The sequence below is a fragment of the Rhodococcus sp. 4CII genome (genome assembly GCF_014256275.1).
GTDB classification, from domain to species: Bacteria; Actinomycetota; Actinomycetes; order Mycobacteriales; family Mycobacteriaceae; genus Rhodococcus_F; species Rhodococcus_F wratislaviensis_A.
This window is the reverse complement of sequence record NZ_JACCFE010000002.1, coordinates 5342069-5355893: the sequence shown is the minus strand read 5'-3', so window position 1 is coordinate 5355893 and position 13825 is coordinate 5342069. Positions and strand designations below refer to the sequence as shown.

The following is a 13825-nucleotide window of genomic DNA, read 5'->3' as shown; positions in this document are numbered from 1 at the left end:
GATGTCAGTCCTGTCCGGCGAAGTGGTTGACGGGACGGGTGAGGCCGAGCCGTTCCCGAAGGTTTCCGCGACCGGACACCGGGGCCTCCGACCGCAGCAGGGGCAGGACGTGCGCGGTGATCGCGTCCAGTCCGGACGCCAGCGCCAGTGGACGGAGCGTGACCCCGTCGACGTCCCCGGTGGCCACCACGTCGGCGATCAGCCGGGCCAGCCCGGCGGCGTCGCCGCGGTGGAGAAGCGACTGCGGCTCGTACCGGCTACCGGACCAGTTCTCCAGCTGCGCGAGATCGTGGTCGGCCGTGTCGGCTGACTCGGCGATCACCACCTCGACGTCGAGTAGCACCCGGATCGAACCGGGGTCACGGCCCGCCTCCGCGGCAGCCGTGCGTACCTGCACTGCCCGCTGACGTGCGGCCTCGACCCCGGGTGCGCCGATGCGGATCACGTCGGCACGCGCGGCGGCGACCCGGGCGGAGTGCTCCTCTCGGGCTTCGATCACGACGACCGACTGCCCCTGCGGCGACCGCGGTGTGATCGAGGGGCCCTTCACCGTGAAGTGGGATCCCTCGAAATCGATGTAGTGCAGCTTGTCCCGGTCGATGAAGCGTCCGGTGGCCACGTCGCGGATCTCGGCGTCGTCCTCCCAGCTGTCCCACAGCAGGCTCACGACCTCGATCGCATCGGCCGCCTCCTCCCACAGGCTGTCGATACCCTGAGCATCTTTGCGCCCGAACAGATTCGCCTGCGCCTGACCGGCCGACACGTCCACCTGCCACCCCGCGCGCCCCCGTGATGCGTGGTCGAGGCTCGCGATCGCCTTCGAGACGTGGAACGGTTCGGTGTGGGTGACGGTCACGGTGGGAACCAGGCCGATGCGGTCGGTGGCGGCGACGGTGCGTGCCGCGATTGCCACCGCGTCCAGGTGTCCGCGCTGCTCGGCGTGCCCCGTCGTGGCGATCGCGAAGGAATCGCCGAGAAACGCGAGATCCACCCCGGCCGCGTCGGCCTGCGCGAGCAGCCCGGTCCAGTATCCGGCGGTGAAGAGGTCCTCGGCGCGCGAGTCCGGGCGTCGCCAGGACTGCGGATGAATTCCCGTGCCGTACAGATCGACGGCAACGAGCGGGGAGCGTGGCTCAGACATGAATCGAGTCCTTCGGCTGCGGTGAACGGGGGCGTACGACGGATCGTCCCGGGATCGCGTCGAGCAACTGCCGGGTGTAGTCGTGGCGGGGGTTGTCGAAAATTTCTGCCGCGGTCCCGAATTCGACGATCTGCCCGGCACGCATCACTGCGACCGTGTCGCTGATCTGCCGGACCACGGCCAGGTCGTGCGAGATGAAGAGATAGCTCAGGTCGAGGTCCCGCTGCAGATCGTCGAGCAGAGCGAGGATCTGCGCCTGCACCGAGACGTCCAGGGCCGACACCGGTTCGTCGAGCACCACGAGTTCGGGATGCAGGGCCAGCGCGCGGGCGATGGCGACCCGCTGACGTTGCCCGCCGGACAATTCGGCGGGCCTGCGGCCCAGAAAGGTGCGGGGCAACGCGACCTGGTCGAGCAGTTCGGCTACCCGCGCCGCGCGTTCGGTCCTCGTTCCGACACCGAACGCACCGAGGGGTTCCGCCACGATGTCCGAGACGGCCAGTTTCGGGTCGAGCGAGGCGTACGGGTTCTGGTACACGATCTGCACCCGCCTGCGCAGGGCACGCAGCGCGCCGCCGCGCAGGCTGGTGACGTCCCGGCCGTCGAACTCGACGCGTCCCGCGGTGGCGGTCTCCAGCCGGATGGCGATCCGCGCCACCGTGGACTTCCCCGAACCGGATTCCCCGACGAGCGACAGGGTGCGTCCACGCGGGACGTCGAACGACACGTTCCGCACGGCGTCGATGGCCGTGCGCCGGTCGATCCGGAACGTCCGGGACACCCCGCTCACGCGCAGCAGGACGTCGGGGGCGACTCCGCCGTCGTGGTCGTCGCGCCGAGGTCCCCGCCCCACGGAGAGGCTGGGTGCGGCGGCCAACAGGGTGCGGGTGTACTCGTGCTGCGGGTTCTCGAGGATCTCGCGGGCCGGACCCGCCTCAACCACCTCACCCTGGCTCATCACCACGATCCGGTCGGCCCGGTCCGCGGCGACGCCCAGGTCGTGGGTGATCAGCAGGACCGCGGTGCCGGATTCGGCGATCCGTGCGTCGAGGTGATCCAGAATCCGGCGCTGGACGGTGACGTCGAGCGCGCTGGTCGGCTCGTCCGCGATCACGAGTTCGGGGCTGCACGCCAGCGCGATCCCGATCAGCACACGCTGCCGTTGCCCGCCCGACAGGTCCTGTGGGTACTGCCGCGCCCGCACGTCCGGGTTGTCGATCCCGGCCTCGGCGAGAATGCGCACCGCCTCGATGCCCGCGGTCCGCCGGTCGGCGAGACCGTGGATCCGCAGCACCTCCGCAACCTGCGCCCCGACCCGCTGGACGGGGTTGAGGGAGGTCGTCGGGTCCTGCGGGACCAGGCCGATCCGGGCGCCGCGGATCCGGCCCAGCGCGCGCTCGGACTTCGTGTCGAGGCGTTCGCCGTCGAACGTGACGGTGCCGCCGACGGTGCGGCCGTTGCCGCCGAGAAGTCCGAGAATCGCGTGCGCCGTGGTGGATTTCCCGGAGCCGGACTCGCCGACCACCGCCACCACCTCGCCCCGGCCAACCGTCAGGTCGACGCCGTTCACGGCCACGACGGGATCGCTCACGCTGCCGTAGGCCACCTGAAGTCCGGAGACCTGCAGTAGCGGGATGTCGTTCGCGCTCATCGCACTTCCCTCCGTTCGAGTGCATGCCCGAGCCGGTGCGCCGACAGCACGACCGCCACGATCACGAGCCCGGGAAGGGTCGTCATCCACCACGCGGTGGCGAGGTAATTCCTGCCCTCCGAGATCAGCGAGCCCCACTCCGGGGTGGGCGGCACCGCGCCGAACCCGAGGAAGCTCAGCGACGACACCGCCAGCACCGCCATGCCGAACTCGACGGCAGCGAGCGCCACGACGGGTGCGTACGAGTTCCGCAGCACGTGCCGACGCAGCACCGTGTGCCACCGGACGCCCGACGCGAACGCCGCCTCGACGTATAGCGACCTGCGGACGCGCAGTACCTCCGACCGCATCACCCGGGCGAAGTTCGCGATCAGCGACACCCCGACGGCGATCGCCACGTTGACCGTGCCGAACCCCAGCGCCGTCACCAGCGCGAGCGAGAGCAGCAGCGCGGGGATCGACAGGAGGACGTCGACGATTCGCATCAGCACGGCGTCCAGCGCGCCGCCGACCGCGCCGGACAGCAGACCGATCAGCGAACCGACGGCCAATGCGATACCCACTGCCAGCAACGTTGCGGTCAGCGACAATCCGGCGCCGTGGACGACGCGGGTGTACACGTCGCGTCCGATGTTGTCGGTGCCGAACCAGTGTGCGGCGCTCGGCGCCTGCAGCTTCTGGGCAGGCACCCCGACCAGCGGGTCACCGCTCGCGAACACCGACGGCGCCACCGCGAATCCGACGGCGAGCAGGAGCACGGCCGCCGAGACGACGGGCACGAGAGTGTGCCGCAGCCACGCCGGCACGCGGTGTGCGCGACGCGGTGTCCCCGGCGCGATCGGGGACGGCGGTATTTGCGGTGCGGGGTCGAAACCCTCGGCCTCGTCGATCAGTTCCCGGGTGAGGATGTCAGACATGAACCTTCTCCTCCAGATCAGCGCGGCCTTCGGCGGCGCGGCGGCTTCGCCCGCCGTCGACGATCCTGGGATCGATCAGCGGGTAGAGCAGATCGACCGCGAGATTGACGAGGACGTAGACGAGAGAACTCAGCACCACGATCCCCTGGACCACGGGAATGTCCTGCGCCATCACCGACGTCTGTGTGAGCCGCCCGACGCCGGCCCGCGAGAACACCGTCTCCACGACGACCGATCCGGCCAGCAGATTGCCCACGAGCACACCGGCGATGGTGAACGCGGGAATGCTCGACAGCCGCAGCGCGTGCCGCGTCTGGATCTGCCAGCGCGACGCGCCCTTCGCCCGTGCGGCCTCGACGAACGGTTGCCGCCACGTGGTCTGCAGACTCGCCGCGAGCACCTGGGCGATCACCGCGCCGGTCGGCAACGCCAGCGTCACCGCGGGAAGCACCAGTGCGGCGACCCCCTGGTCTCCGAACGCCGGGAAGGCCTTCAGCCGGAACGAGAACAGTTGCAGCAGAATCAAACCCACCCAGAACGTAGGCACCGCGACGCCGAGGGGCGGCAGGGAGAACAGCAGGTTTCGCAGCCACCGGACACCGGTGTACGTGGCGAGGAACGCGACGGACGTCCCGAAGATCACGGCGAGGACCAGCGCCGCAAAGGCCAGCGCGAGGGTGCTGGGCAGCGCGTTCCCGATCGCCTCGGTCACCGATTGCCCGGTGGCGATGGAGTACCCGAAGTCGCCGCGCACGGCATGGCTCAGCGAGTTCCAGTACTGGACCCACACCGGCTGGTCCAGGCCGTACCGCGCCTGCAGTTCCGCGACGGCGGCCGCGTCGACCGTCGTTCCGGTGGACGCCGAGTCGACGGCGATGCTCACCGGGTCGGACGGCAGCAGGAACAGCACGGCGAACGACACGGTGAATGTCGCCCACAGCACGGCGACCGCCTGCAGAACCCGGAGTCCGAAGTAGCGAATCATGGCTCAGCGTCCGCTGATCCAGGTGTCGAAGAACTGGAGCCGGGCCGAGGCCTCGAACTTCAGGTCCTGCACGGTCGGGCCCGCTCCGATCGCCTGCGACAGCTCCACCGTCGGGATCCACAGACCGTTGCCCAGCACCTGCTGCTGGGCGTCGGCGAGCAGTGCGCTCCGCTCGGCCGTGTCGGTGGTGGCCAGCTGCTTCGCCAACACGTCGTCGAGCGCGGGAATCGAGGCCCGGCTGTTCAGGTTACGGCCCTCGAGGCCGAACTGGGTGCGCAGAATGTCCCCGTCGGCGCGAGTGCTGTTGTAGTAGGTGGCATCGAAGTCCTTCGAATTCTGGCGGGCGGTGGCCTCCGGGGTGGACACGAGGTCCAGTTGCAGATCGACGCCCACCTCCTTCAGCTGCTGCTGCACCAGTTCGAGGATGGCCTGGTTGCCGGCGAACACCGAGCTGAACAGAACCGGGAAACTGAGCTTTTGGCCGCCCTTCTCGCGGATGCCGTCGGCGCCGGGCACCCAGCCGGCCTGATCCAGAATCGATTTCGCCTTCTCCGGGTCGTACGTCACGTCCGGCAGGGCGACGTAGCCCGGGGTGCGGCTCGCCAGCGTGCTGGTGGCGGGTTTGAAGTTGGGGCCGAGCACGGTGTCGACCAGTTCCTGCCGGTTGATCGCCGGGGCCAGCGCGCTGCGGACGACGGGGTCGACGAGCGGTCCGCGGGTCACGTTGGGCTGGAAGCCGAACGGGGTACCGGGATTCGACGTGGTGAGCACCCGTCCGCCCGCGCCTTCGATCTGCGGGGCATCTTGCGGCAACGCGTCACTGATCGCGTCCAGCTGTCCCGAGGACAGGCTGCCCGTGCGAACACCGGATTCCGGGACGACGCTGAACTCGATGGTGTCGAGGTAGGCCTCGCCGTCGTGGCCGAACACGTCGGAGCCCCAGTCGTATCCGGCACGCTTGGCCAGGGTGACGGATTTGTCCTGCTGGTAGTCGGCGTACGTGAACGGTCCGGTGCCCGAGATGTCGCCGGTGCAGCGCTCTTCGGCGGACTTCGCGACGGAACCGTCGGACAGGATGCCGAGCTGCGGGGTGGACGACGCCTGCAGGAACTGCGCGTTGGGTGCGGCGAAGTCGACCTGCGCGGTCAGCGGGTCGATCACGGTGGTGCCGGTGTAACCGGTGAGATAGCTGGCGGCCAGTGCGGCCTTGGCCCCGGTGAGGGTATTGACGACGGCGTCGAGGTTCTTCTTCACCGAGTCCGCGGTGAAAGGTGTTCCGTCACTGAACGTCACTCCGTCCTTCAGGTGGAACGTGAAGGAGGACGCGTCGGCGTCGGTGTCCCAGCTCTCGGCCAGCCACGGCTTCAGTTCGCCCGTCTCCGGGTCCTGGTCGGTGAGCGAGTCCACCACCTGACGTGCCACGTAGATCGTCTGGTTCGTGCCCGCCTGTGCGGGGTCTGCGCACGTGGGTGCCTGGGACAGGCCGTAGCGGAGAGTGCCGCCGGGCTGCGGCGGTCCCGCATCCGCGGTCGAACTGCCGGAGGCACCACCGCACGCGGTGAGCGCCGTGGCCAGCACGGCGGCGGCGACTCCGGCTGCGATGTGGGCACCGCCGCGGGAGGACGAGGACAAAGGAACTGAGGGCACCGAGAACTCCGTGATCTCGAAGAAGTGCCGTGCGCGCTGTCCGTCGTACAGGCAGCGCTCACGCGCACGGGAAGGTGAAAGGCACCGGATCCGAGGTGGATGCGGTGTGACGAGCCGGAACCCCGAGGTGGCGGGGTATCGGGTCAGCTGGAACAGATGGAGGTGGACAGTCGGCAGAGATCGACGTGCAGGCGCCCCCAGGCGCTCACGAACCCTTCGGTCAACATGATTCCTCCATCGATCCCGGCGGTAGCACCCGCACCCGCAGGACGGGGGGTTGCTGCGACGTCAACGAGCCAGGTCTCTCGGTCGCTCTGGATGGTCGTTACCGAGTGTAAGAGATCGCCGGTCGCCGCGCCACACGGGCCCCGGCTACCCGGTGGCCTGCCGCGGCGGGAGCTCCCGCCGTGACAGCGGGGGCCGGAGACCGAGATGCTCGCGTAGGGTCGAACCCTCGTATTCCGTTCGGTACGAACCACGCTCCTGCAATTCGGGTACCAGCAGGTCGACGATGTCGTCGAGTCCGGTGGGCACCAGGTACGGCGAGATATTAAAGCCGTCGGTCGCGCCGCTGCGCACCCACCGGGTGAGTTCGTCGGCGACCTGACCGGGTGTGCCAGCGAAACCGGAGCGCTGGGTGGTGGCGATCGCGACCTGGCGCAGCGACAGGTTCTGCGCCTCCGCCAGGGCACGCCACTCGCGGGCGATGGCGAGTGGATCCTTTCCGTCGCGCGCGGCCCCGCGGGTGACGGAGATCGGTGCGGGCACCGGATCGAATTCGGGCAGTGGACCGTCCGGGTCCCGATCGGACAGGTCGCGACCCCACACCTGCCCCACCAGCGACAGCGCCGTCTGGCCGGTGTACTGGCCTTCGAGGACCCAGCGGACCTTCTCCTCGACCTCGGATGCGGTCTCCGCGAGCACGATCTGCGTGCCCGGCAGAATCTTCACGTCGTCCTCGGGACGTCCGGCACGACGCAGTCTCGCCCGGATGTCCTCGGCGAAGGCGAGCGCCTCGTCGAAATGAGTTCCGTGCCGGGAGAAGATCACATCGGCGCGGCCGGCCGCGAAGTCGCGGCCCGCCGGGGAGTCGCCGGCCTGGAAGATGACGGGATGCCCCTGGGCACTGCGCGGGAGGGTCGGGGTGATCGCGACGTCGAATTGCGACGTCCGGCGGGTCACCTGCTGCACTCCGTCCGGAGCCGCCCACGTCGGCGCGTCGGTGCTCGTCGCGACCGCATCGTCGGCCCACGCATCCCAGATCGCGCGAGCGGTGTCGAGGAACTGGCCGGCCCGCTCGTACCTGTCCGCGTGGTCGAGGTAGCCGCCGCGGCGGAAATTTTCCCCGGTCCAGGCATTGTCCGTGGTGACGGCGTTCCAGCCGGCCCGGCCACCGGACAGGAGGTCCAGCCCGGACAGCCGACGGGCGAGGTCGGCAGGCTCGTTGTAGGTGGTGTTCTGGGTGGCCACCAACCCGATGTGCCGGGTGATGCCGGCGAGCGCCGCGAGTTGGGTGATCGCGTCCGGACGGCCGACGATGTCGAGATCGAGGATCTTGCCGCCCTGTTCCCGCAGGCGCAGGCCCTCACCGAGGAAGAAGGCGTCGAACAGGCCCCGCTCGGCGGTCAGGGCCACCCGACGGAACGTCTCGAAGTCGATCTGCGAACCGCTCGACGGGTCCGACCAGATGGTGGTGTGGTTGACGCCCTGGAAGAAGACACCGAAATGCACCTGGGCGCCGGGTCTGGCGTGCGAATTGTCGGTCATGGTCTCCACAACCTTTCAGCGAGGGGAGTCTTCGAGGCGCGGGGCCTGGAAGCGGGTGTCGGGACGGGCCAGGCCGAGCGTGCCGCGCAGGGTCGCGCCGGTAACGGGACGGTGGGCGAGACCCTCGCGCAGAAGGGCCGGGACGACGTATCGCGCGAGCACCGGAAGATCATGGTCGACGACGGCGGGATGCAGTCGCACACCGTCGACGTGTGGATCGAGTGCACGAAGCAGTTCCAGCAGCCCGGAGGCCTCGCCCGCGAACGACAACCGCCCGCTCGGTGGGGCCGGAGTGGACGAGCCGAGCGCCACGTCGAGTTCGACGAACACCAGCGCGGCCCCGCGGTCCTTCGTCCGTGCGGCGGCGTCGGCGATGTCGTCGAGGGTCGCCTCCGACACCAGCACGACATCGACCTGGGACGGGTCGACCTCGCCGCCGCGACCGAACACCACCAGTTGCCCCTGCGGCGGTCGCGGCACGATGGCCGGGCCCTTCACCGAGTACGTGTCGCCCTGGAAGTCGATGTAGTGGAGTCGGTCTCGGTCGACGAAACGGCCGGTCGCGTAGTCGCGGATCACCGCGTCGTCCTCCCAGGAGTCCCACAGGTCCCGGACCACCGTGATCGCGTCCCGCTCCTCCCGGGCGAGGTCGGCGGGAACGGTGACCGCGGACCGTCCCAGTGCGCTCGCGACCCGGGGGTCGGTATCGCGTGAGGCGATCCAGCCGCCGCGACCGCGCGATGCGTAGTCGAGTGTCGCGAGCTGGGAGGACGTGTGGAACGGCTCGGCGTACGTCGTGCCGACCACCGGCACCAGGCCGAGCGTGCTCGTGGTCGCGGCGACGAACGCGGCGCGGTTCACCGCGTCGATCCGGCCCACGGGTCCCCCGTCGGCGCCGGGCGGCAGAAGCGAGTCCTCGAACGTGGCGAACGTGAATCCGGCGTTCTCGGCCGCCGCGACCCGATCCGCCACGGTGCGCCCGGTCAGCAACCGGTCGGGTGAATGCCCGGCTCGCCGCCACGCTTCGGGATGGGCGCCCTCGCCGTCGAGTTCGATACCCAGATGCAGGCTCATGCGTGTCCCTCCACAGTGTGCGCCGCGAGAGGGCGGCTCGGAATGGCCGCACGCAACGCGGGGGCCACCTCGGCCTGGAACAGCTCGAGGCTTTCGCGGTGTTGCTTGTCGGTGCCGACACGGTCGGCGCTCAGGTGGATCACCTCGTGGCCGAACTGCTCGTGGTAGCGCTGCACCTTGTCGATCACCTGCTGCGGGCTGCCGATCAGTGCGGAACTGCGTTCCACGAAGTCCTCGACCGTCTCGAACACCACCGGAAGTCCTGCCCTGCGGGCGAAGTCGAGGCGGGCGGCGTGAATCGGCCGCCACAGGTCGAGCGCGTCCTGCGAGTTCGGCGTCACGTAGAACCCGGCGGTTCCGGCACCGACGAGGGCGTCGGCGGGATCGTGACCGTAGTGCGCCCACCGTTCGCGGTAGTGCCGGACCAGCTCGGCGTACGAATCGATGGGGTAGGTGACGTTGGCCGAGAAGATCGGATCGCCGTAGCGGGCAGCGAGATCCACCGACTCCGTGCTCGTCGCGCTGCCGTGCCAGATCCGGATCCGAGGCTGTAACGGGCGCGGCAGGGCGACCGCGTGGTCGAGAGGCGGCCGGAACGTGCCCTCCCACGTCACGTCCGCGCTCTCCCACAACTGCCGGAACAGTTCGTAGCCTTCGCGATTGCGATCCCACTGATCGTCCGGGGTGACGTGGAACAGCTCCGCCTGCGCCGTTCCGTTCCCCTTTCCGATGATGAGTTGCAGCCGGCCGCCCGACAGGTTGTCCAGCGTCGAGTAGTCCTCGAACGCACGGACCGGATCGAGCAGACTCAGCGTGGTCACCGCGGTCCACAACTGGAGGGAGTCGGTACGCGCCGCGATCGCGCTGAGTACCACGGGCGGCGACGAGGACAGGAAGGGATGCTCGTGACGCTCGCCCACCGCGAACCCGTCGTACCCCAGTTGCTCGGCGAGGACGGCCGACTCCACGACCTCCTGCAGCCGGGCCGCGGTGCCGATCTTCTCCCCGGTCACCGGATCCGGTTGGTGAGTAATCAGGCTCATCAGCAGAAATTTCATACGGACTCGTACTCCTTTGCGGCCCAGCCGGAGGGCAGAGCGGTGGCGGTGGGCAGGGCCTTCTCGAATCCGTGAATTCCGACGTCCTGCGGTGGGAGGGAGCGGTCGAACAGCGCCGTGTATCCCGCGGCCAAGTACAGGCCCACCGCCTCGGGCTGCCGCGGCCCCGTGGTGAGGAAGATGCGGGTGTAGCCGGCGCGGACGATCGCGGCCTCGAGTTCACGCAACACGATCCGCCCGAGGCCGCGGCGGCGGTGCGGCGACGAGGTCCAGATCCGCTTGAGCTCCGCGGTCGTGTCGTCGTAGCGGCGAAAGGCCCCGCCCGCCAACGGCGTCCCGCTCTCGACGAGCACGAGCAAAGCACCGCCCGGCGCGGCGAACTCCTCCGCCGGATAGGTGGTGAGATCCTCGTAGATCTCGTCGCGGGTGCGCCCGTACCGGGTGCTGTATTCGATCGCCAGTTCGTCGAGCAGCGGTGCGGCCAGTGGATCCGTCTGGTCGACGAACACGGCCTGCACGGAGTCGGTCCTCTCGGTCACTGTTCCTCCTGTCAGCTGGTCTTGGGAAGCCCGGGCGGGTTGACGATCGACGTGCCAACTGCCTCGTTCGCGATGTTCCAGCGATCGAGAACCTGTGCGTACGTTCCGTTCTCGATTATGTGGTTGATGGCCTCGTTGACGGCGGTGATCAGCCCGTTGTCCTTCTTGGTGAGCACGGCGATCTCACCTTGGAGTGCATCGCCCGCACCGGAGAACGTTCCGGCGATCTCGGTCTCCCCGGCCTGCGCGACGTGGAACGACGAGGACGGGTTGGGGCCGAAGTACGCGTCGATCCGGCCCGACGCGAGAGGCAGGTAGTAGTCGGTGGTGTTCTGGTAGTAGGTGATGTCGGTGGGTTCGAGCCCTGCCGCGACGTTCTGCTCGCTCCACTTCACCAGCAGTGCTTCCTGATTGGTGCCGGAGGAGACCGCGATCTTCAGGCCCGCGACGTCCTTGGGTTCCTTGATCTGGATGCCGCTGCCCTTCTTCGTCTCGAACGCGACCGTGTCGAGGCGGTACGTCGAGAAGTCGTACTTCTCCTTCCGTTCCTCGGTGACGGTGACGTTGGAGATGAAGGCGTCGGCCTCCCCGGAGTCGATCCGGACGAAATTCTGCGCCCAGTCGGCGGCCTGGAGATCGACCTTCAATCCGAGGACGTCACCGATCAGGTACGCGAAGTCGGTCTCCGTGCCGATGAGCGTCTTGTCGTCGTCGGCGTAGAACCGCAGGGGCGGGGCGGAACCGGCGCTGCCCGTCACGACGAGCGTCCCGCGGTCGCGGATCTGCTGGGGAACCTTCGCGGCGATGGATTCGACCTCGTCGGTGGTGATGCGATTCTGATCGGCGGTGAGGTTGTAGCCGGCGGCCGAGGTCGGCCCCGATCCCTCGTCCTCGACGTCGCCGCCCCCGCACGCGGCGGCGAGCAGCGCGACGGTGGTGAGGGCCGAGGCCAGGATCTTCGTACGGAACCGTGCGGTGGACATGTGTGCCTTTCGGGGATCCACACCGATCGTGTGGAGAACAGGTGTGGTGGATCAGAGAACTCGGGAGAGGAATGCCTTGGTGCGGTCGTGCTGCGGGTTGTCGATGACCTGTGCGGGCGGGCCCAGTTCCACGACGACTCCGGCGTCCATGAACACGGCGGTGTCGGCGACCTCGCGGGCGAAGCCCACCTCGTGGGTGACGATCACGAGGGTGGCGCCGTCGCGTGCCAGTTGCTTGATGACGGCCAGCACCTCGCCGACCAGTTCGGGGTCGAGCGCGGAGGTGGGCTCGTCGAACAGGATCACCGCCGGACGCAGCGCGAGAGCCCGGGCGATCGCGACCCGTTGCTGCTGTCCGCCGGACAGTTGTCGCGGGTACTCGTGGGCCTTGTCGCCCACCCCGACCCGCTCGAGGAGTGCCTTCGCCTCCACCTCGACCTCGGCCCGGTCACGGCCCTGCGCCGACACCGGCGCCTCGATCACGTTCTCCAGCACCGTCAGATGCGGGAACAGGTTGAAGTTCTGGAACACGAATCCGATCCGGGACCGCTGCTTCAGGATCTCGCGCTCACGCAGTTCGTGCAGTTTGCCGCCCTTGCGCCGGTATCCGATCAGGTCACCGTCGATGCGGATGGTGCCCCGGTCGACCTTCTCCAGGTGATTCAGGGTGCGCAGCAGCGTGGACTTGCCGGAGCCCGACGGGCCCAGGATCACCGTCACCTCGCCCTTGCGGACCAGCAGGTCCACACCCTGCAGGACGTCGAGTGCGCCGAAGGACTTGTGCACTCCGCGCACCTCCACGGCGAACTCCGCCGGCTGGGCGTCGACCGTCATTTCGTGGCACCTCTCGGTACGGAGACACCGGCGTCGCGGATCTCGGCGAACTTCCGGGTGAGCTTCTGCCACGGGGTCGGCGGCAGTGCCCGAGCCGATCCGCGTGCATAGTGTCGCTCGACGTAGTACTGGCCGATCGACAACAGCGTGGTCAGGATGATGTACCAGATCGTCGCGACCATCAGCAGTGGCACGACGCGGCCGTTCCTACCGAAGATCACCTGCACCTGGTAGAACAGTTCGGCGATCGCCATCGTCGACACGATCGAGGTGCCCTTGAACAGGCTGATCACCTCGTTCGCGGCATTCGGGAGGATGCCGCGCATGGCCTGAGGCAGAACGATCTTGAAGAACTGGCGCCGGCGGGGTATGCCCAACGATTGCGCCGCCTCGATCTGCCCGTGGTCCACCGAGATGATGCCGGAGCGGATGATCTCGGCGGAATACGCGGCCTGATGCAGGGCCAGTCCGATGACGGCGGCGGTGAAGCCGCTGATGACGCCGTTGACCTCGACCGTGAAGAAGCCGGGCCCGAACGGAATACCCAGCGACAGAGTCTGATACAGGTACGTGATGTTGAACCAGAACAGCAACTGCACGATCAGCGGGATCGACCGGAACGCCCAGATGTACACCCAGGCGATCACCTGCAGTACCGGGTTGTGCGACAGGCGGCTGACGGCCAGCACCACACCGAGCGCGAACCCGAGGACCGTCCCCCACAGCGTCAGCTTCACCGTCATCCACAGCGCCTGCAGCACGGAGCCGGCGGTGAAGTACTTGGCGAACGTCGCCCAGTCCCACCCCGGGTTGGTGGCGAGACCGTGGACGAACTGCGCGAGCAGCACCAGGACGACGACGCTGACGACCCACCGCCACGGATGCCACCTCCGCGCGACTTCCAGTGCCGCGTCCTCCGGCCGGTCACCGGCGATACCTGAGTCCTGAGGGGCGGTAGCTGAACTCTGGGGCGCGGTCGACCGCGCCCGGACTGGTGCGCTCACGCTCCCTCACCACTTATGACAGACATCACTGAGGCGGCCTTTCACCTGGAACGGGACGAGTGGAGGCGCGCGGCTACCGCCGAATGCGGGCGCGCGTCAGATGCTCACCGGGCGTCGTGCCTGGTGAGTGTGGTGCAAGAGATCGTCAACAGTGGCAGGAGGTGGTCCGGCACAGGTCGATGTGCCGTCTGCGCCATGCTGGGCGCGCAAGGTAGTTCATGTGAT

14 protein-coding genes and 1 riboswitch are annotated in these 13825 nt (G+C 68.6%); all 14 genes read right to left on the bottom strand.

The window, feature by feature from the left end; genetic code table 11:
* Window positions 1–4: 4 nt before the first annotated feature.
* Window positions 5–1141 (bottom strand): LLM class flavin-dependent oxidoreductase, encoded by a 1137-nt coding sequence (locus H0B43_RS25545; RefSeq protein WP_185725391.1) that lies wholly within the window; start codon window positions 1139–1141, stop codon window positions 5–7.
* On the bottom strand, window positions 1134–2792 hold the full coding sequence (locus tag H0B43_RS25540) for an ABC transporter ATP-binding protein (protein WP_185725392.1): 1659 nt from the start codon (window positions 2790–2792) through the stop codon (window positions 1134–1136). Before H0B43_RS25540 ends, H0B43_RS25545 begins: the two co-directional genes overlap by 8 nt.
* Window positions 2789–3709, bottom strand: coding sequence for an ABC transporter permease (locus H0B43_RS25535; protein ID WP_185725393.1), 921 nt, complete (start codon window positions 3707–3709; stop codon window positions 2789–2791). Before H0B43_RS25535 ends, H0B43_RS25540 begins: the two co-directional genes overlap by 4 nt.
* Window positions 3702–4694: an ABC transporter permease gene (locus H0B43_RS25530; protein WP_185725394.1), complete on the bottom strand. Its 993-nt coding sequence runs from the start codon at window positions 4692–4694 to the stop codon at window positions 3702–3704. Before H0B43_RS25530 ends, H0B43_RS25535 begins: the two co-directional genes overlap by 8 nt.
* A gap of 3 nt (window positions 4695–4697) precedes the next feature.
* Window positions 4698–6341 (bottom strand): ABC transporter substrate-binding protein, encoded by a 1644-nt coding sequence (locus H0B43_RS25525; RefSeq protein WP_185725395.1) that lies wholly within the window; start codon window positions 6339–6341, stop codon window positions 4698–4700.
* Between the two features lie 143 nt (window positions 6342–6484).
* Entirely contained in the window at window positions 6485–6568 is an 84-nt protein-coding gene (locus H0B43_RS42900; RefSeq protein WP_312037648.1) for a putative leader peptide, read from the bottom strand.
* 4 nt (window positions 6569–6572) lie between these two features.
* A riboswitch (SAM riboswitch) is annotated at window positions 6573–6666 on the bottom strand.
* 47 nt (window positions 6667–6713) lie between these two features.
* Complete coding sequence (locus H0B43_RS25520) at window positions 6714–8108, bottom strand: NtaA/DmoA family FMN-dependent monooxygenase (RefSeq protein ID WP_185725396.1); 1395 nt, start codon at window positions 8106–8108, stop codon at window positions 6714–6716.
* A gap of 15 nt (window positions 8109–8123) precedes the next feature.
* Window positions 8124–9182: an LLM class flavin-dependent oxidoreductase gene (locus tag H0B43_RS25515; protein WP_185725397.1), complete on the bottom strand. Its 1059-nt coding sequence runs from the start codon at window positions 9180–9182 to the stop codon at window positions 8124–8126.
* On the bottom strand, window positions 9179–10240 hold the full coding sequence (locus tag H0B43_RS25510; RefSeq protein ID WP_185725398.1) for an LLM class flavin-dependent oxidoreductase: 1062 nt from the start codon (window positions 10238–10240) through the stop codon (window positions 9179–9181). The genes H0B43_RS25515 and H0B43_RS25510 overlap by 4 nt, the downstream gene beginning before the upstream one ends.
* Entirely contained in the window at window positions 10237–10779 is a 543-nt protein-coding gene (locus H0B43_RS25505; RefSeq protein WP_185725399.1) for a GNAT family N-acetyltransferase, read from the bottom strand. Before H0B43_RS25505 ends, H0B43_RS25510 begins: the two co-directional genes overlap by 4 nt.
* Before the next feature lie 11 nt (window positions 10780–10790).
* Window positions 10791–11762 (bottom strand): ABC transporter substrate-binding protein, encoded by a 972-nt coding sequence (locus tag H0B43_RS25500; protein ID WP_185725400.1) that lies wholly within the window; start codon window positions 11760–11762, stop codon window positions 10791–10793.
* Window positions 11763–11813: 51 nt separating this feature from the next.
* Window positions 11814–12596, bottom strand: a complete 783-nt coding sequence (locus tag H0B43_RS25495) for an amino acid ABC transporter ATP-binding protein (protein ID WP_185725401.1) — start codon at window positions 12594–12596, stop codon at window positions 11814–11816.
* The gene (locus H0B43_RS25490; protein WP_185729797.1) at window positions 12593–13531 is read right to left on the bottom strand and encodes an amino acid ABC transporter permease; all 939 of its coding nucleotides are present in this window, start codon (window positions 13529–13531) and stop codon (window positions 12593–12595) included. The genes H0B43_RS25495 and H0B43_RS25490 overlap by 4 nt, the downstream gene beginning before the upstream one ends.
* Window positions 13532–13745: 214 nt before the next feature.
* Window positions 13746–13820, bottom strand: coding sequence for a putative leader peptide (locus H0B43_RS43245; protein WP_368681154.1), 75 nt, complete (start codon window positions 13818–13820; stop codon window positions 13746–13748).
* Window positions 13821–13825: the final 5 nt, after the last annotated feature.

Bases quoted from the DNA above. Each gene is read 5' to 3' on its own strand.
- H0B43_RS25545 (WP_185725391.1), bottom strand. From the start codon at position 1,141: ATGTCTGAGCCACGCTCCCCGCTCGTTGCCGTCGATCTGTACGGCACG.
- H0B43_RS25540 (WP_185725392.1), bottom strand. From the start codon at position 2,792: ATGAGCGCGAACGACATCCCGCTACTGCAGGTCTCCGGACTTCAGGTG.
- H0B43_RS25535 (WP_185725393.1), bottom strand. From the start codon at position 3,709: ATGTCTGACATCCTCACCCGGGAACTGATCGACGAGGCCGAGGGTTTC.
- H0B43_RS25530 (WP_185725394.1), bottom strand. From the start codon at position 4,694: ATGATTCGCTACTTCGGACTCCGGGTTCTGCAGGCGGTCGCCGTGCTG.
- H0B43_RS42900 (WP_312037648.1), bottom strand. From the start codon at position 6,568: ATGTTGACCGAAGGGTTCGTGAGCGCCTGGGGGCGCCTGCACGTCGAT.
- H0B43_RS25520 (WP_185725396.1), bottom strand. From the start codon at position 8,108: ATGACCGACAATTCGCACGCCAGACCCGGCGCCCAGGTGCATTTCGGT.
- H0B43_RS25515 (WP_185725397.1), bottom strand. From the start codon at position 9,182: ATGAGCCTGCATCTGGGTATCGAACTCGACGGCGAGGGCGCCCATCCC.
- H0B43_RS25510 (WP_185725398.1), bottom strand. From the start codon at position 10,240: ATGAAATTTCTGCTGATGAGCCTGATTACTCACCAACCGGATCCGGTG.
- H0B43_RS25500 (WP_185725400.1), bottom strand. From the start codon at position 11,762: ATGTCCACCGCACGGTTCCGTACGAAGATCCTGGCCTCGGCCCTCACC.
- H0B43_RS25495 (WP_185725401.1), bottom strand. From the start codon at position 12,596: ATGACGGTCGACGCCCAGCCGGCGGAGTTCGCCGTGGAGGTGCGCGGA.